At 31.1% G+C, this 18,664-nt stretch carries 12 protein-coding genes and 1 other annotated feature; of the genes, 1 reads left to right on the top strand and 11 read right to left on the bottom strand.

Annotated features, from left to right (window positions below; all coding sequences use genetic code 11):
- Positions 1-10: 10 nt before the first annotated feature.
- The 10 genes from metG to trpE all read right to left on the bottom strand — a co-directional run bounded on the left by metG (position 11) and on the right by trpE (position 14,125).
- Positions 11-1,966: a methionine--tRNA ligase gene (gene metG / locus FYJ83_RS03715; protein ID WP_154438996.1), complete on the bottom strand. Its 1,956-nt coding sequence runs from the start codon at positions 1,964-1,966 to the stop codon at positions 11-13.
- Positions 1,967-2,264: 298 nt separating this feature from the next.
- Positions 2,265-2,497 (bottom strand) — a binding site (T-box leader).
- Positions 2,498-2,680: 183 nt separating this feature from the next.
- On the bottom strand, positions 2,681-5,665 hold the full coding sequence (locus FYJ83_RS03710) for a collagenase (protein WP_154438995.1): 2,985 nt from the start codon (positions 5,663-5,665) through the stop codon (positions 2,681-2,683).
- 620 nt (positions 5,666-6,285) lie between these two features.
- The gene (aroC, locus tag FYJ83_RS03705; RefSeq protein WP_154438994.1) at positions 6,286-7,410 is read right to left on the bottom strand and encodes a chorismate synthase; all 1,125 of its coding nucleotides are present in this window, start codon (positions 7,408-7,410) and stop codon (positions 6,286-6,288) included.
- Between the two features lie 57 nt (positions 7,411-7,467).
- The gene (gene aroF, locus FYJ83_RS03700) at positions 7,468-8,289 is read right to left on the bottom strand and encodes a 3-deoxy-7-phosphoheptulonate synthase (RefSeq protein WP_229768478.1); all 822 of its coding nucleotides are present in this window, start codon (positions 8,287-8,289) and stop codon (positions 7,468-7,470) included.
- 10 nt (positions 8,290-8,299) lie between these two features.
- Complete coding sequence (trpA, locus tag FYJ83_RS03695) at positions 8,300-9,097, bottom strand: tryptophan synthase subunit alpha (protein ID WP_154438992.1); 798 nt, start codon at positions 9,095-9,097, stop codon at positions 8,300-8,302.
- Positions 9,087-10,268, bottom strand: a complete 1,182-nt coding sequence (trpB, locus tag FYJ83_RS03690) for a tryptophan synthase subunit beta (RefSeq protein ID WP_154438991.1) — start codon at positions 10,266-10,268, stop codon at positions 9,087-9,089. Before trpB ends, trpA begins: the two co-directional genes overlap by 11 nt.
- Before the next feature lie 5 nt (positions 10,269-10,273).
- Positions 10,274-10,876: a phosphoribosylanthranilate isomerase gene (locus FYJ83_RS03685; protein ID WP_154438990.1), complete on the bottom strand. Its 603-nt coding sequence runs from the start codon at positions 10,874-10,876 to the stop codon at positions 10,274-10,276.
- A 1-nt stretch (position 10,877) separates the two neighbouring features.
- Positions 10,878-11,651 carry an indole-3-glycerol phosphate synthase TrpC gene (gene trpC, locus FYJ83_RS03680; protein WP_216585745.1) on the bottom strand — a complete coding sequence of 258 codons (774 nt, stop codon included), beginning with the start codon at positions 11,649-11,651 and terminating at the stop codon, positions 10,878-10,880.
- Positions 11,648-12,664 carry an anthranilate phosphoribosyltransferase gene (gene trpD, locus FYJ83_RS03675; RefSeq protein WP_154438989.1) on the bottom strand — a complete coding sequence of 339 codons (1,017 nt, stop codon included), beginning with the start codon at positions 12,662-12,664 and terminating at the stop codon, positions 11,648-11,650. Before trpD ends, trpC begins: the two co-directional genes overlap by 4 nt.
- A 3-nt stretch (positions 12,665-12,667) precedes the next feature.
- Complete coding sequence (gene trpE, locus FYJ83_RS03670) at positions 12,668-14,125, bottom strand: anthranilate synthase component I (RefSeq protein ID WP_154438988.1); 1,458 nt, start codon at positions 14,123-14,125, stop codon at positions 12,668-12,670.
- A 595-nt stretch (positions 14,126-14,720) separates the two neighbouring features.
- Between trpE and FYJ83_RS03665 the strand changes: the two genes are divergently transcribed.
- Positions 14,721-15,752, top strand: coding sequence for a 3D domain-containing protein (locus FYJ83_RS03665; protein WP_154438987.1), 1,032 nt, complete (start codon positions 14,721-14,723; stop codon positions 15,750-15,752).
- 22 nt (positions 15,753-15,774) lie between these two features.
- Here FYJ83_RS03665 and FYJ83_RS03660 read toward each other — a convergent pair whose 3' ends face one another.
- Complete coding sequence (locus tag FYJ83_RS03660; RefSeq protein WP_154438986.1) at positions 15,775-18,378, bottom strand: HD domain-containing phosphohydrolase; 2,604 nt, start codon at positions 18,376-18,378, stop codon at positions 15,775-15,777.
- Positions 18,379-18,664 lie beyond the last annotated feature (286 nt).

Genomic DNA, 18,664 nt, shown 5'->3' with positions numbered 1-18,664 from the left:
TATTCTCCTTTTATGATATAGTAGCTCCTGATTGTAAGTCTTCCAATGTGGATACTAAGCTTAGTTTTCCTGTACTATCTTCAGCTGCAAGAATCATTCCTTTTGATTCTACTCCTCTTAATTTGACAGGTTTCAAGTTTGTAACTACTACTACTTTTTTACCTATTAAATCTTCTGGTTTATAGTATTGTTTTATACCTGATACAACCTGACGCTGTTCATCACCTAATTTTAACTGAAATACATATAGCTTATCAGCCTTTGGATGATCTTCACAGGATATAACCTCTGCCACCTTTAGCTTTATTTTATCAAATTCATCTATTGTTATTTCTTCTACTTTTTCTTCTTCAACTAACTTTTCTTCCACCTTATTAACCTTCTTTCCTTTAGTTCTCATGTTTATAAGTTCCTCGTTGGCAGCATTTAACTTTACCAATTCTTTTTCTATATCAAGTCTAGGAAATATTATATTTCCTCTTTCTACTTTAGTACCTACTTTTATTTTACCCCATTCTTTTGAATCTTCCCATATAGATTCATCATTTAATCCCAACTGCTTTCTTATTTCATGGGAAGTCTTTTCCATAAATGGTTTAATTAATATTGAAGTGATTCTCAGACTTTCTGTTAGATTATATAATACTGTGTCCAATCTTTCCTTATTATCTTTAGCCAATATCCATGGTCCAGTTTCATCTATATACTTATTTGTTCTTCTAATTAATTTCCATATTTCTTCTAAGGCATTGGAGAAACTAAGTTCATCCATATATTTTTCCACATTAGCAGCTGCATTTATTCCAACTTCCCTTAAAGATATATCAAATTCTTCTTCTCCATTTGGACTAGGTATAAGCCCTTCATTATATTTCTCTACCATAGTTACTGTTCTGCTTACTAGGTTTCCTAAGTCATTTGCTAAATCTGAATTAAGCCTTTGTAAAAACTTCTCTCTATGGAAAGATCCATCTTGCCCAAATGAAAATTCTCTTAGAAGAAAATATTTAAAAGCATCTATTCCATATAGCTCAATAATTGGTTCTGGATATATTACATTTCCCTTTGATTTAGACATTTTATCATCTTCAAATAATATCCAACCATGACCAAATACTTTCTTTGGTAGTTCTAAATCCATTGCCATTAAAAGTGCAGGCCAAATTATAGTATGGAATCTCACTATTTCTTTACCTACTAAATGAACATCAGCAGGCCAAAATTCTCTAAACTTTTCGTCATTATCACTTCCATAACCTAAAGCTGTAATATAGCAAGATAAAGCATCTATCCATACATATACTACGTGTTTAGGGTCAAATGGAACTTTTATACCCCAATCAAAACTAGTTCTTGATACACACAAATCCTCTAGTCCATCTTTTAGGAAGTTGTTTATCATTTCGTTTTTTCTAGATTCAGGTTGAATGAAGGTTGGATTTTCTTCATAGAACTTTAAAAGTTTATCTCTATATTGAGAAAGCTTAAAGAAATATGCTTCTTCTTCAGCTAAATGAACTTCTCTATTACAGTCTGGACATTTCCCATCTACTAATTGTGACTCTGCCCAAAATGATTCACATGGAGTACAATAATGCCCTGCATATTTTGATTTATATATTTTTCCACTTTCATATAGTTTTGTAAAAATATCTTGTACTGTTTTTTCATGATGAGGATCTGTAGTTCTTATGAAAGTATCATAATCTATTTCTAAAGTCTTCCACAGTTCTTTTATATCTGCAACTATTTTATCTACATATTCCTTTGGTGTTATACCATTTTCTTTTGCCTTTTCTTGAATTTTTTGTCCATGTTCATCTGACCCTGTTACAAAGTATACATCATATCCTTGCATCTTTTTAAATTTCTTTATGGCATCAGATGCAACAGTAGTATAAGTATGTCCTATATGCAAATTGTCAGATGGATAATAAATTGGGGTAGTTAAATAATATTTTTTCATATATAAACCTCCTTTTAATTTCATCGTATTTTGTGTTAAATCCTATGAAGTAGTCTCGAAACTCAAATTCATTTGCTCGCTACGCTCACATGAATTTGGTTCTCGTTACGTTTGACCTACCTACAGTTCACTCGCTGCGCTCCTTCACTGGGTTAGGTTCTGTGACGTAGTCTCGAAACTCAAATCTATTTGCTCGCTACGCTCACATAGATTTGGTTCTCGTTACGTTTGACCTACCTACAGTTCACTCACTACGTTCGTTTACTGGGTTAGGTCATAAAAAAAGCCTTCGCCTCCATATAGAGACGAAGGTATTCTTCGTGGTACCACTCTAATTTATCTCAATCTTGCGATTTAAGAACTCACTAGGTTAAAAAACCTTGCAGTATAACGCCTGCTTCCGTTACAGCCTAAAATTTTCGGCTGTAAAGTTCCGGGGCCATCTTCAGAATAATCTTAATCACTGGTTTTCACCTAACCCAGCTCTCTATAGAATAATCTTAGTCCTACTCTTCCCTTCTATACCTTTAACATGAGCTTATTCAACAGTCAATTTTAATATCTAATTTATCTTTAGTATATCTTTCCTTATTTGATAATATATTATACTCTAACAGAAATATTTAGTCAACTAAATAATAGATATTACAGTATTAGTTAAAATATTTATAATCCTTGTTTCTTGATTGCATAAAGAAACATTTAATTTCCAATCTATTTAAGAGGCCCACTAACATCTATTGTATATGAACCTATTCCAGAATATTTATATACATAGAGATAATATCTGCCTATTGCTGCATCATAAGAACCTGTTAATCTTCCACCTGTAGTTGAAGTAGGGTATGCTACATAGTTTATAGTATCTGATGCTTCATAAAGCATCCAGCTAATTCCTAAATCCCTATCTGGTATTATATTAATATCAACTTTTCCATTGGAGATTACATCAAAATAGTATATATCTTCATTATCATCACCGTAAAACTCTGATAAAACTGTAAGTTCACTGGCTATAGGTCCATTTGCATTATCAAATATATCATTTGGCTCAGTTTCAGATGTGATACCATCACTAGGATCAATTTCAGGTTCATTAATTATTACCTGTGCTTCATCCATATTTCTTTCTCCTTTATCATCTACTACTGTCAAAGTTGCTGTAAATGTACCTGATGTTGAATAGGTATAGTATGGATTTGCTTCTGTGCTTGTATTGCCATCTCCAAAGTCCCATAGATATGATATTATAGTCCCATCACTATCTTTAGAACCCATGCTACTAAAGCTTATCTCCTCACCTTGTACTGCAATGTATGGTCCATTTGCTTCTGCTATTGGAGGATTGTTTACTTCTATTGTGCCATCACCTGTAAGTATTCCATGAAATACTACATCAAATTCTGCTTCATCTGACGAATTCACTTTATAATTTGTAAAGTAGCATACTACTGTTTCATATCCACTCCATGGATAAGATGCAAGTGTGTTTAAAGATTCATTCGCCATTGAATCCATATATTCCCAATCTGCTATAGTTCCTTGAGATTCTTCTTTTGTATATGTCCCACGTAATGTAAACGTTTTAAAAAATTCTGATTGTGATTGGGTTATTGTTACATTTGTCAAATCTACAACTGAAGTTATATCTGAGTATATTGACTCTAGGTCTTTTCTTGTATGAGTTTCTAAGTAGTCATTGGCTACAAGGGGAACATAGTAACTATCTATATTATCTACTAAATATTGCATTTGGTTTTGATATTCTGTGTTTAAGCGATTATCATCACTATATTGATTTATTAAGTTATCATATTCCCTTACATTATTTGTCTTTACAGCATTATTTAAACTGTTAAACATATCCTTATTCTTTTCATACATATAATTATAAACAGCAAAACCATAGGTATAAAAAGTAAAACCACTATCATATGATGAATTTAAAGTTTTAGATAAGGAATATCTGTCTTCCACTCTTCCAATATTGGATACCATAGTTTTTCTTGGAACAATCCCATCAGTACGAGTAGCACCAGCAAACCATTCAGCTCCTCCTTCTTCAAACCATGTTAATCTTTCATTATCATAAATCTCCGATTCCCCCCACATACCAGGTACTAAATATCTGCCTTGCAAATAGTGAGTAAATTCATGGCGGAATAACTCTTCTAATGTATATATGCTGTCTTGAGGGGTTCTTTCATAGGTATAAAAGGATCCCCAGCTTTCTATATACATACCACCATTATTAGTATCTAGTCCAAACAAATATCTATTCATACCATACTCATAAGGACTATTGTAAATATAGCATGTCAATACTTCATCAGTGTTATTGGCTTCAAGGGGAGCATCACTTCCTATGGCTCTATAAAATTGTGCTCTAACTTCATGTGAAGCCCAATATAGCCTTTTAACTTTATCAATTGTAACATCATCTCCAGCATATATGATTAATTTATCATCGTCAAAATTATATTTTTTAGGCAGGTATTTATTTATTCCATCTTGTGTGATTTCTTTAATATCTATTGTTCTGCCATAATAATCTAATCCATCATAATTATCTACTATGGATGAAGCAGCTTGAAAATACGGTTCCTCTAAATACGGATAGAGGCTCATTGCCTGTGTGAGGACTCTATTTCCTTCACTTGGATTACTATGAACCTTCCCTAATGTTCCCATCCAGTATAGCCCATTATTTATAAGCCATCCATTATCTGAATTAAAATTTCCTAATAATGCTATATTGGATACTTGTGTTATAAAATCATCAATTCTGCCATACCAAATAGTTTGTGATGGTATAACCCCATTATAAAGCTCTTCATTAATGTCATATTCTATACCACCACCTAAGTTATAAATAGCTGTTCCTTTTGCATTATCATTTATATAGATATTTATATTTGATTGAAATTGTTGAAATATAGGAACAGTACGGTTGATTATATCTACATTGGTTGACCCATTCCACATAAGAAGACCTATGGAAGATACTAAATCATCCTGCTGTGCTGTACCTAGTTTGAAGTTAACATTATTCATAACTGAAACTATTGCAGGTAAACATTTATCATGATAATTTCTACTATTAAGCTCACTTAATTGACTATTATAAAATCCTAAATAAAAACCTGCTCTAACTACTTCACAAAGCGTGGGAATACCTTTGTTATCTGTACTTGTATATTGTCTTCCACGAACCTCTATTGCCTCAATAAGCGCTTTCATACGATTTTCATTAGAATAAAATTCATAGGCATCTTGGCTATATTGAAATAAATCTGCAATATCACTGTATTTAAGAGTAACTAGAAGATTTACTAAATCAGTATAGTTTAATGTCTTTAGATAAGACATTGAATAGGAACTTTCCTCTGCAGCAAATAATCTTATATCATTGGAATTTTGGTCAATAGATTCCCACTGTGGCGGTTCAGGTGATTTAATTGCTAATAAATCATCTGTAACTTCTCTTGAAAATACACTACTTTCTTTCTTTTCTCTATTTTCTATTTTTCCTATAGGTAATTGATTGGATATTGATGAAACATTTGGATTATTATTTACTGCTAAAACTAAACCACTTAAACCATTGCTTAACAATAAAGCAATAATACAAAACAAGCATATAGCTTTATGCAATTTGTGTCTGATTTTTTTTTGATCTTTACCAGTTGTTTTTTTCATAATATAATCCTCTCCTTTAGAACAATTTTATTTTATAAATAATTCTTGATAAAAATACAATATTCACCTCCTTGATAATATAGTTAAAATTCAATTGCTATATTTTCCTCCCTACTGATTCCACAAGATAATATTCATGACTTTTGTATAATCTCTTTATCTACTAAACTCGCCAATAATCTTGATATTATCTAGCTTTGATTCAGATTGGGAGTATGAAAGTATTAATCTTTAAACCTTTAAATATTTCAATATTCCGAATATTCTCCTCGTACATAAAATCTATAATGCTATGCCCCTTAATCTAATAATATAGGAAAGATAATATAAAATGATAGAAATTACAACATCTATATTACAATATGAGATGTATACTGTTTTCAGTAAACTATGAGCCAACTTATTTAGAGAGACTATGTAGTAAGAATTGAGTATAAAAGATACAATTAAATATTGCAAACTTTATGCCACTTTTTTACTTTAATTAAATACAATGATATCAATAATATTTATTCATTAAAATTAAAAACAAATAAGAAAAAGTATTAAATTTAATACTTTTTCTTATTTGTTTTTAAAATCAGTATGAAATTTCAGACCTAATCTACCGATTTGTATTATTATCGTTCTTTTAATCCAGCAATATAATTTTTAAAATTAGATTTAAGTTCTTCTATACTATCTCCGCCAAATTTTTTCTTTATTTCATTAGCCAATACATATGCCAACATATTTTCTGCTACAATACTAGCTGATGGTACAGCACAAACATCTGACCTTTCAAATTGAGCATAAACCTGTTCTTTTGTCTCTATATCTATAGTCTTTAAAGGTTTCTTTAGGGTAGGTATAGGTTTCATAACTGCTCTAAACACTATATTTTCTCCATTGGAAACTCCTCCTTCAATTCCACCTGCATTATTGGTTTTCCTATGGTATCCATTGACATCATAGTAGATTTCATCGTGTACTTTTGAACCAAATCTATTAGATGTATTAAATCCCAGTCCAAATTCAATTCCCTTTATTCCAGGAATACTCATTATGCTATAAGCAATCTTTCCATCTAATCTTTTATCCCAACTAGTATAACTTCCTAACCCTACAGGAATATTCATCCCTATTACCTCTATGACTCCACCTATGGTATCTCCTTCTTTTTTTATATTATTTATTTTATCCATCATAAGCTTTTCAGCTTCTTTATCTAGGACCCTCACAATAGATTCATCTGATTTCAACAATTCTTCTTTGCTTATATCATTATAAATATCTTTTGAAATCTTAATATCTCCAATTTGAACTACATGGCTATATATGCCTATATTAAATTCTTTTAGTAACAATTTGCATATTCCACCTAAGGCAACCCTCATGGCTGTTTCTCTGGCACTAGCCCTTTCTAATGTATTTCTACCACCTTTTTGATTATATTTCAATGTACCTCCTAAATCTCCATGACCTGGTCTAGGCCTCATTATCTCTGTTAATTCAATGTTAGTTCCTCTGTTTTTAATCATAATTGATATTGGATTTCCTGTAGTATAGCAATTATTTATCCCAGATAAAACTATTATTTCATCTTTCTCTATAGTCATTCTTTCACTTCTTCCATATCCTTTTTGTCTTCTTTTAAGCTCATGATTTATATATTCTATATCAAAATATAAATTTGCTGGAAGTCCTTCTATTATTCCCTGCAAACTGTCACCATGAGATTCTCCCGATGTTAAAATCCTAATCATTCAGACCCTCCTATAAAATTAAATAAATTAATATTTAAAACAAAGAATTTTATTTTATTACAATATTTTATTTTCAACTTTTGCAATAAGCTTTAAAGATTCCATAAGTTTTTGAAATCTACCTGTGGTTATAGACTGCTCCCCATCACATCTAGCATTTAAAGGGTCATTATGAACTTCAATGATTAATCCATCTGCTCCTACTGCTATAGCAGCCTTTGATAGGGGTTCTACTAACCACCACAAGCCAGTGCCATGGCTAGGATCTACTATGACTGGAAGATGACTTAGCTTCTTCAGTATAGGAACTGCACTTAGGTCTAAAGTGTTCCTTGTATATCTTTCAAAAGTCCTAATTCCCCTTTCACATAAAATTACATTTTCATTTCCTTCCAACATAATATATTCAGCAGCCATTAAAAACTCCTCAATAGTAGCTGACATTCCTCTCTTTAAAAGCACTGGTTTTTTTATCTTTCCAACTTCTTTTAGAAGAGGGTAATTCTGCATATTTCTTGCTCCAATTTGGATAACATCTACATCTTCTAAGAACATATCTAAATATTCCAAAGACATGAGCTCTGTCACAATAGGAAGTCCTGTTTTTTCCTTGGCTATTTTTAATAACTCTAATCCATTTTCACCTAATCCCTGAAAGCTATAAGGTGAAGTCCTTGGCTTAAAAACTCCCCCTCTTAAAAAAGTTGCACCTGATGCCTTCACTCTTTCTGCTATATTAACTATTTGTTCTTCACTTTCTACAGAACAAGGTCCAGCTATTATTGTTATATTATTACTGCCTATGCTATTTTCACCAATATTTATTGTTGAGTTAATAGGATGTAAATTTCTATTAACCTTGTTAAGACCTATTTCCATAAGCTTCCCCCTATTCATCAATTGCCTCTTTTAAACTTTTCACAAATTCATAAACTCTTCTTTCAATATCTTCTGATTCTAAACCTTTCTCTATTTCTTTAACAATTGCACTTCCAACTATTAATCCATCAGCTAAGCTCTTTAAATTTCTTACACTTTCTGCATCAGATATGCCAAAACCTATGGCTAAAGGAATCTTTGAATACTTCCTCACTTCTTTAATAAAATTCTCTAATCCTTCATCAAAATGCTCTCTTATTCCTGTAACTCCTTTAGAAGAAATGCAATAAATAAATCCTTTCCCTTCTTTAACTATTGATTCTATCCTGCTATGAGAGGTTGGAGCAACTAAGGCTATCAAATCAATATGATAATCCTTCATCTTTTCATTTAATATTTTCCTCTCTTCCAAAGGAAGATCTGGGATGATCAAACCATCTATTCCACATTTTTTACATTTATTTAAAAATCTTTCTACTCCATAAGAAAAAACCGTATTGTAATATACTAAGAAAACCAAAGGAATTTCCGTTTCTATTCTTAATGTTGAAACCATTGAAAAAATAGATTTCATATTAATATTTTGGCTTAAAGCCCTTGATGAAGCTCTTTGTATAACAGGTCCGTCTGCTAGGGGGTCTGAGTATGGAATTCCTAGTTCAACAATATCAGCTCCTGCCTTTTCCATTTCCAAAACTAATTCTATGGTTTTATCCAAAGAAGGGTCTCCCAAAGTAATATAAGTTATTAAAGCTTTTCTATTTTCTTCTGTAATTTGGTCAAATTTCTTTTTTATTCTACTGTCCATCTTCCAGTTCCTCCAGCACATTAAATAATGTATCCATGTCTTTATCTCCTCTTCCAGATAAATTCACTACAATAATATCTTCTTTATTTGTTTCTCTAGCTAATTTCATTAAATAGGCTATAGCATGAGCACTTTCTAAAGCAGGTATAATTCCTTCTATCTTAGTTAGGTATCGAAAAGCTTCTATTGCCTCCCTATCATTAATGGCTACATATTTAACTCTGTTAATAAAATGAAAATATGCGTGTTCTGGTCCAATTCCCGGATAATCAAGACCTGCCGATATTGAATGCACTGGTTTAATCTGACCATTTTCATCCTGCAGCAGATAAGTCATCATTCCATGTATGATTCCTAATCTGCCTTTTGAAATACTAGCTGCATGATAGTCTGTCTCTATTCCTTTTCCTCCTGCTTCAACACCATACATTTCTACTTTTTCCTCAATAAAAGGGTAGAATAAACCCATTGCATTACTTCCTCCACCTACACAAGCTATTAAATAATCTGGAACTCTACCTTCCTTTTCCATAATTTGCTCCTTCACTTCATCTCCTATAATCCTTTGAAAATCTCTCACCATTTTAGGATAAGGATGAGGCCCTACTACTGATCCAATTACATAAAAAGTATCTTCTGGATTAGCAACCCAATGTCTAATAGCTTCATTAGTAGCATCCTTCAAGGTTTTTGTACCTGAAGTTACAGAGTTTATTTTAGCTCCCAACATATTCATCTTCAAAACATTTAATCCTTGCCTTTTTATATCCTCCTCACCCATAAACACTTCACAAGGAATATCAAACATTGCACAGATAGTAGCTGTGGCTACTCCATGTTGCCCTGCACCTGTTTCTGCAATTATTCTCTTTTTCCCCATTTTTTTAGCAAGTAGTATCTGACCGATTACATTATTTATCTTGTGGGCTCCCGTATGGTTTAAGTCCTCCCTCTTTAGATAAATCTTGCCTCCACCTAGTTTTTTTGTTAGATTTTTTGCATAATATAGTGGAGTAGGTCTTCCCGAATACTCTTTACAATAATACATATATTCCTTTTTAAAACTATCATCATCTTTTATATTAACAAATGCTTTTTCAAGTTCTATCAATGGATTCATTAAAGTTTCTGGCACAAATTGCCCTCCAAATTGTCCAAATTTTGTATTCATATAGATTATCCCCTTACTTTTTTTATAAAATCTTTTATCTTTCCGTAGTCCTTATATCCATCTGTCTCTACTCCAGAGCTTACATCTACTACTGTAGGTCTAACTATCTGTATAGCATTTTTAATGTTTTCCGAACATAATCCCCCTGCTAAAACTATAGATTTAGTTTTAGTAATCTCTTTAGCTAATTCCCAATTAAACTTTTTTCCTGTCCCTCCAACTTCTCCTTCTATCCAAGTATCCAAAAGATATTTATCAACATTATATTTTTCTAATAAGCCTAGACTTTTTTCATCTTTTATAAGAAAGGATTTCCATACTTCATTTTCAAAGCAATTACAATAACTAGGACTTTCATCTCCATGGAATTGAAGTACATCAAGATTACAAAGTTTTTCTATTTCTTTTACTTCTCTTATGGAATGATTTAGAAATATACCAACCTTTTTTATATCTTTATTTAAGCTGTTAGCTAATCTCCTTGCCATATAAAAATCAATTTGTCTTTTACTTTTTGCAAATACAAATCCTATATATTCTGGTTTTAATTTGTTCACATAATCTACATCTTCATATCTTCTCAATCCACAGATCTTTATTTCTACCAAATCATTCACCTCTTAATTCCTTTATCTTATTTTCAATAGATTTAGATTTCATAAAGCTTTCCCCAATTAAAACACCATCCAACCCTATGGACTTTAGATACTCCATATCTTTTCTATTAGAAATACCACTTTCACTAATGACTACTTTGTCCTTTGGTATATAGCCTATTAATTTTTCTGTAGTTTCTATAGTTACTTCAAAGGTCTTTAAATTTCTATTGTTAATCCCTATTATTTCTGTCCCTGTCTCTAATACTTTTCCTAACTCCTCTAAGTTATGGACTTCCACTAAACACTGAAGGTTAATGTCTTTAGCTATTTTTTGGAACTCTATTAATTCTCTTTTTGTTAGGAGAGCCCCAATAAGCAAAATAGCATCTGCCCCTAATTCCTTGGATTGATATATTTGATATGAATCAATTATAAAATCCTTTCTAAGAATAGGTATTTTTGTCTCTTTTTTTATTAAGGATAAATATTCATCTTTTCCTAAGAAGAAATTTTCTTCAGTCAAAACTGAAATAGCATTTATTTGGTTTTTTTCATAAATTCTACCTATTGATATAGGATCAAAATCTTCCCTAATAACCCCCTTTGAAGGAGAAGCTTTTTTGACTTCTCCTATTATATTTAATTTTTTATTTTTTCCTATGGCTCCTTTAAAATCCCTAGTATCTAAATCTCTAATTCGTTTTTGCAAATTTTCAATAGATATAATTGACTTTTCTATTTCTACTTTTTTTCTTTTCAAAGAAACAATTTTTTCTAATATCACTTCTTCATCTCCTGACTAAATTTAATCAATTGATTTAATTTTTCTAATGCAAGTCCCTTATCTATTATTTCCTTTGACTTCTCTATTCCATCTTCCAAGGAATCTACTTCTTTTCCTACATACATGGCTGCCCCTGCATTTAATAAGACCATATCACGTTTAGGTCCTTTCTCGCCTTTTAATATATCTAGTAAAATCTCTGCATTCTCTTCTGGATTTCCACCTTGGATTTTTTCAATTTGATTAAAGGGTATTCCATAATCCTTAGGGTCTAAATAATATTCATAGATTTCACCATTTTTTAGTTCAGACACCTTAGTCTTTGTAGTAATAGTAATTTCATCTAATCCGTCTAGTCCATGAACTACCATACATCTTTCCAATCCTAGGTTTTTCAACGATTGTGCCATAATAGTCGTAAGGTCTTCATCAAACACACCTAGGACTTGCCCTTTAGGGTTTGCAGGATTTGTTAAGGGTCCCAAAATGTTAAATATAGTTCTTATTCCTAATTCCTTACGGGGATGTATGGCATATTTCATACTCTGATGAAAATTTGGGGCAAATATAAATCCTATTTGCAGTTCGTCTATAGATCTTTTAATATCTATAGGAGACAGATTAATATTTACTCCTAGACTTTCCAACACATCTGCACTTCCACATTTACTAGACATAGATCTATTTCCATGTTTTACAATAGTCACTGATGCAGCAGCTGCTACAAAAGCTGCTGCTGTCGATATATTAAATGTGTTACTTTTATCTCCTCCAGTTCCACAAGTATCTACTGTATAATTACTATTTGTTTCAATCTTTATAGCTTTTTCCCTCATAGCCTTAGCAGCACCAGTGATTTCTTCTAAGGTCTCTCCCTTCATACGAAGAGCAGTAAGAAATCCACCTATTTGAGAGGCAGTAGCCCTACCTTCCATTATGATATTCATTACATCACTCATCTCATCTTCCCTTAAGTCTTTATAATTTATAACTTTATCTATTGCTAGCCGCATAATTTACTCCCCCTTCCTAATACACTCCACAAGTGCTTTTGCTTTCTTTAAGGTTTCTTCATATTCACTTTCAGGATTGGAATCTGAAACGATTCCTGCACCAGTTTGTATATACGCTATATTATCCATAAAGACTATAGTCCTTATGGCAATACAAGCATCCATGTTGCCATCAAACCCCAAATATCCAATAGCCCCTGCATATATTCCTCTTTTTCTATTTTCTAGCTTTTCTATAATCTCTAATGCTCTTAATTTTGGTGCTCCAGATACAGTTCCTGCTGGAGCACAAACTTTTATAACATCATAATTACTTAAATTTTTTTTGATTTTTCCTGTTAAATGTGAAACTATGTGCATTACATGAGAATATTTTTGTATCTCCATAAATCGGCTAACTTCAACAGTTCCATCTTCTGATATTTTGTTCATATCTTCTTTAGACAAGTCTACTAACATCAAATGTTCCTTTTGCTCCTTTTGATCTTCTAATAAATCTTTTGCGTAGAATTCATCTTCATCTAAATCTTTTCCTCTAGGTCTAGTGCCTGCAATAGGGCAAGTTTCTACCTTATCCCTGTTTATCTTCACTAAAGTCTCTGGAGAAGAACCAACTATATGATAAAATCCAAAATTTATATAATACATATATGGAGAAGGATTTAAAACCCTCAGTTTTCTATAAGCTTCAAAAGGATCAATTTTTGTATGAAAATCAAATCTTTGAGATAGAACTACTTGCAATAACTCCCCATTTTTTATATATTCCTTAGCTTCTAAAACCTTTTCTATAAAACTTTCCTTTGTTTCATTACTAATATAATAAACTTCTTCTAAATGTCTCTGTGTCTCTTTCGCCGTATAAGTCTTGATTTCTAGTATTTCTTCTTTTATTTTCTCTATCTCTAATACTCCTTCTTCATAGATTTTTTTTAAGGATTCTCCTATTTCTAGAATTACAATAATCTTTATCTTTTGTCTTATATGATCATAAATGATGATATTTTTATGCAGTAACAGGTGTAAGTCTGGGGTTTTTATGCTCTCTTTATTTGTACTTGCTACTCCATTGATGTCTTTTATTAAATCATAACCAATAAATCCTACAGCTCCACCTATAAAATCCTCTGGACTTTCTATTGGAGCTATTTTATATTTGTCTATAATCTCTTGTACAATACTAAGAGCATCTCCCTCTTTTTTTATTGTCTCATTTCCTTTAATTATTGTGACTTCATTACCATAAGCCATAATTTCCATAAAAGGATTTCTTCCCATATAAGAATATCTCCCCCACTTAATTCCTCCTTCAACGCTTTCCAATAGAAAGGTCTTTTTACGTTTGCACAACTTACTAAATAAAGAAATAGGTGTTTCCATATCACCATCTATTTCCGATGAAATAGAAACTATTTTTCTTTCTTTACTTAATCTTTTAAATTCTTCATAATCTGGATACATAGTATAATCCCCCTTTTCTTGGCACAAAAAAGCACTTCGTCCTTATATAAGGACGAAGTGCTTAACACCCCGTGTTGCCACCTTTTTTAGGTAATCTTATATCCTAGGTAATAAAACAAAAAAACATTTCAATCCTAATGTTTAGGACGAAATGTTACACCTCGCTATGCCACCTAATATAGATAGTTGACTACCTCACTCTGAAGATACGGAAATAATAATATTTCGATATCCCGTCTTTATAACGTAAGACACTCGGCTAATGATACTCTCCTAAGATTTCACACCGCTTCTCATGGAACCATTCAGCAGACCATCCGTATCGGGCTTCCACCGTCCCCGACTCTCTAAATCTTCAAGTATTGCTTACTTTTTCCAATCAATGAATTCTTTAACTTTTAAAGATTGTAATATAAAAAAGTTTTTTTGTCAATATTTAATTTTATGAATATTTTTCCAATTATTGTATATCATATCTAATATAACTAATCACATAGTTTATTTTTCAGAATAATATGTATATTATCTCAAAAATTTGACAAACCAAATCTTTTTGATTACAATACTAGAATAGTGAAATTATAGGAGGTATATTATGGAAAATTATCCAGTCAATAAGACTTGGAAATTTATAGTCTTGACTGCCCTCGCTATAGCTGTAACTGTATCTTTAGGGTTTTATGTGTACCAAGGTAATATTAGAAACATTACCTTACTAATGGAAGATGAAGTTATAGAAGTAACTTCAAATGCCAAAACAGTGGAAGACCTTCTCCAAAAGGAGGATATATCCATTGCTAAAAATGCCTATATCAATGTAGATTTAGACACAGAAATTGAAGACAATATGAATATAATTATAAAGAATCCTAAGTCATATACTGTTTCTACCTATGTTGGAGAGTTAGATATTGTTTCTTACTACTCTACTGTTGGTGAAGTATTAGATGACAAAGGCATTGCATTAGGTGAAAAGGACTATACGTATCCTGGACTACATGAAAAAATATATAGTGGAGAGAAAATTGAATTATTTCATGTTGAAGAAGTAATGGAAACTGCTGAAGTTCCTATTCCTTTTGAAAAAACTGTAAATAAAAACCATAACTTAGATTATGGAACAGTACAAACTGTCCAAAAAGGTAAAAATGGTCTCAAAAAAACTTACTATAAAAATGAATATGTAAATGGTGAGTTAAAATCAAAAGAATTAGTAAAAGAAGAAATAGTCACTGAACCTGTTTCTGAAATTATAGAAAAAGGTACAAACAATTTAATAGTTACCTCTAGAGGTAACACTAGCTATAGAAAAGCTGTGACTATGACAGCTACTGCATATGATTTATCCTTTGAAAGTTGTGGAAAACGTCCAGGGGATAAATATTATGGCCTTACAGCTTCTGGTACAAAAGTTAGGCCTGGAGTAGTTGCTGTTGACCCTAAAGTAATACCACTTGGCACGAAACTTTATGTTAAGAGCCTTGATGGGACTAAAGATTACGGTTTTGCTGTAGCAGAAGATACAGGTGGTGCAATAAAGGGAAATAAAATTGATCTTTTCTTTCATAATAGCAAAGATGTCTATAAATTTGGAAGAAGAAAGGTTAAAGTATATATATTAAATTAAAATAGACTCTAAGGAGTCTATTTTAATTTATTTCATCCCATTGGACTTTAAGAACATCTTCTATAAATACTCTTACTAAGTAAGGATCAAATTGGGTTCCTGCATTCTTTTTAAATTCTTTTACTATTTTATCTCGAGGTAATGCCTTTCTATAAACTCTATCTGATGCCATTGCATCATAGGAATCAACTATGGCTATAATTCTAGATATTAAAGGTATCTCTTCTCCCTTTAGTCCCTTTGGATAGCCTTGTCCGTCATATCGTTCATGATGACTTAAGGTATATTCTGCTATTTCTGATAGCTCAGTCACTGTACTAAGTATTCTATATCCAATTTCAGGATGTTTCTTCATTTCTTCCCATTCAGCTTCACTAAGTACTCCAGGTTTATCTAGCACAGATTTATTAACTGCAATCTTTCCTATATCATGAAGCAATCCAACCTTTTCTACTTTTTTCAACATATCTTCTTTCATGCCTAAAGACTTACATAATTCTTGAGCCATTTTTGATACCCTTTGAGAATGTTCTTCCTCATTTTTGCTTAACTCATATAATGCACTTATAATAGTATCTATTGTTTTGCTTCTCATGCTAGGTCCTTCAAACAACTTATTCTTATACATATTATCTTCAGACATTTTAAATATTTCAGAAGTACTAATATCCATAGTATGTTTAGTTCCAATACCAAAGGATACGGATATTTCTATATTGGATAATTTCTTATCTTCTAACTTAGTATTTGCATTTAATTCTTTTAATCTATTTACAACTTCTTCTGCATCTCTTTCGTCAGTTTCTGGTAAAATAATTACAAATTCATCACCACTAATCCTTGCTACTATATCACCTTTTCTGCAGCCATTTGTTATATTATTTCCTACAGCCTTTAGTAACTCGTCTCCAGCTGAATGTCCAAAAGAATCGTTTATAAGCTTCAATCCATTTACATCACCCATTATAATTGTAAGGGGTAAGTTTTCAATACTATCCAGTCTAAGTAGTTCTTCTTCAAAAAACCTTCTATTATACAGACCTGTTAGCTGGTCCTTATAAGATAGTCTTATTAATTCATTTTCCATTTTCTTCTTTGCTGTTACATCTCTGACTATAGACAATACTTCTTTTTGATTAATCTTGGCTATTCTCACTTCATAATCATATTTAACATTTGACATATTCAAAGTATATTCAAAAGTTTCTAAAGTGTTGTTCTCTAGTACATATTTTATCTTTTCCATGGTGATATTAGATATTTCTGGAGGAAATATTTCATAAACTGACTTACCTAAAAACTCTTCTATTGGTAAATATAATCTACTGTTATTTGATGTTTCTACTTCTATAAACCGTCCTTCACTATTTATTATGAATAATATATCAGGCAATGCTTCTATTATGGCTTTATTCTTTGCTAAAACTTGTTTTAACTCACTTTCAGATTTTACTAAACTCATATACTGAGCCCTTAACTCTTCTTCCATAGCTGCTAATTGTCCATAGGATGCCTCTAATTCTTCAGTCTGAGCTATTATCTCTTCATTATCTTGTTCTATCTGCTCAAAAAATTCTTGTGCTTTATTCAGCACAAAATTAATTGTCTCTCTTAGTTCTACAAAAGGCTCATTTTGATTTATTGACATACGATATCCAAGATTCTTTTCAATATTTATAGCTCCAATATCTTTGTCCAATTTATATATAGGAATAAGAATATTAACTCTTTGCAAATATATAAAAGAACCAAAAATAACTATAGATATTATAATTATTATAATGGACATTCTAATAATAGCATTATCATTTCCTCTAAATTCCTCTAAAGACATGAAATTTCCAATAACCCAATCAGTGTTTTCTATTGATTGGTAAGATAAATAACCTAGTACTCCATCTAGTTCTATCTCTATTCTTCCAGTCTTATTATTTATAATGCCTTCATATATATTATCTCCTATGGAGTTGATATTTACAAAATCTTGATTGGATTCATACTTATATTTTGGATGTGCCAATAAATTGCCAAAGCCATCTATTAAAAAAGAATAGCCCAACCCTTTAATCTTAGTATCCTGAACTATTTCTATAATTCCTTCCATACTAATATCAGCAGCTACAACTCCCAATAGATTTCCACTGCTATTGTACACAGGTTTTGATATTCCTATTATCAATTGGTTATCTACTGCATCCATATATATATTTGTAAATACAAGGCTATTTTCTTTTACTGCATTTATATACCAGTCTCTTTTTCTTGCATCATAATCATTAGGTGGTATCCAATCACTTGAAATTATAAAGTTATTATTTATATCTCCAAAATATATCTGTTTAATGGAAGGCTGAATCTTTACAATTCTATGGAAATAATTATATATTTCATCTCCATTCCATTCTTCTGTTGACAAATGTTCTACAGCTTCAATAATATGTTTACTGTGATATTTTAAATTATCCTCTATTTGATAACCCAAATGTTCTATAGATTCTTCCATATTGGACTCTTTAGTCTCTATTATGATTTTATTTAAATATGAATATTGGGTTATTAGTCCTATAACAACAACTACAGTCAATAATAGTGCAAATAAATAAAATCTTTTTTGGATAGTTTTCATTATACCACCTCGACAATTTAATATATACTTATATCTTATTTGACATATTACTTATACCCAGTATTATAACATCTTTTCCCTTTTTAGACACTTTCTTCTAAATATTTCAAATTTTCCATTAAAAAATTTTAGTTAAGTTTATTGGTCTGGTATACATGAAAAAATCTCCTATTTATTATAAAAAAATTGTTTCTTATAAGAAACAATTTTTTCAGTATTATATATTAAATCTATCTGTTAGCTACAGTAACTCAATTATTATTTTATTAAGTTCTTCAATAAAACT

It is taken from the genome of Tissierella pigra, from assembly GCF_009695605.1.
GTDB classification, from domain to species: Bacteria; Bacillota; Clostridia; order Tissierellales; family Tissierellaceae; genus Tissierella; species Tissierella pigra.
The sequence above is the reverse complement of the archived record's forward strand: the minus strand, read 5'-3'. Positions and strand labels throughout refer to the sequence as shown.

Coding starts and splice junctions, on each gene's coding strand:
- metG (WP_154438996.1), bottom strand. CDS start 1,966: ATGAAAAAATATTATTTAACTACCCCAATTTATTATCCATCTGACAAT.
- aroF (WP_229768478.1), bottom strand. CDS start 8,289: ATGGAAATAGGTCTTAACAAGGTTAATAGAAATTTACATCCTATTAAC.
- trpB (WP_154438991.1), bottom strand. CDS start 10,268: ATGAATACAAAATTTGGACAATTTGGAGGGCAATTTGTGCCAGAAACT.
- FYJ83_RS03660 (WP_154438986.1), bottom strand. CDS start 18,378: ATGAAAACTATCCAAAAAAGATTTTATTTATTTGCACTATTATTGACT.
- FYJ83_RS03710 (WP_154438995.1), bottom strand. CDS start 5,665: ATGAAAAAAACAACTGGTAAAGATCAAAAAAAAATCAGACACAAATTG.
- FYJ83_RS03665 (WP_154438987.1), top strand. CDS start 14,721: ATGGAAAATTATCCAGTCAATAAGACTTGGAAATTTATAGTCTTGACT.
- trpE (WP_154438988.1), bottom strand. CDS start 14,125: ATGTATCCAGATTATGAAGAATTTAAAAGATTAAGTAAAGAAAGAAAA.
- trpA (WP_154438992.1), bottom strand. CDS start 9,097: ATGGACAGTAGAATAAAAAAGAAATTTGACCAAATTACAGAAGAAAAT.
- trpD (WP_154438989.1), bottom strand. CDS start 12,664: ATGCGGCTAGCAATAGATAAAGTTATAAATTATAAAGACTTAAGGGAA.
- aroC (WP_154438994.1), bottom strand. CDS start 7,410: ATGATTAGGATTTTAACATCGGGAGAATCTCATGGTGACAGTTTGCAG.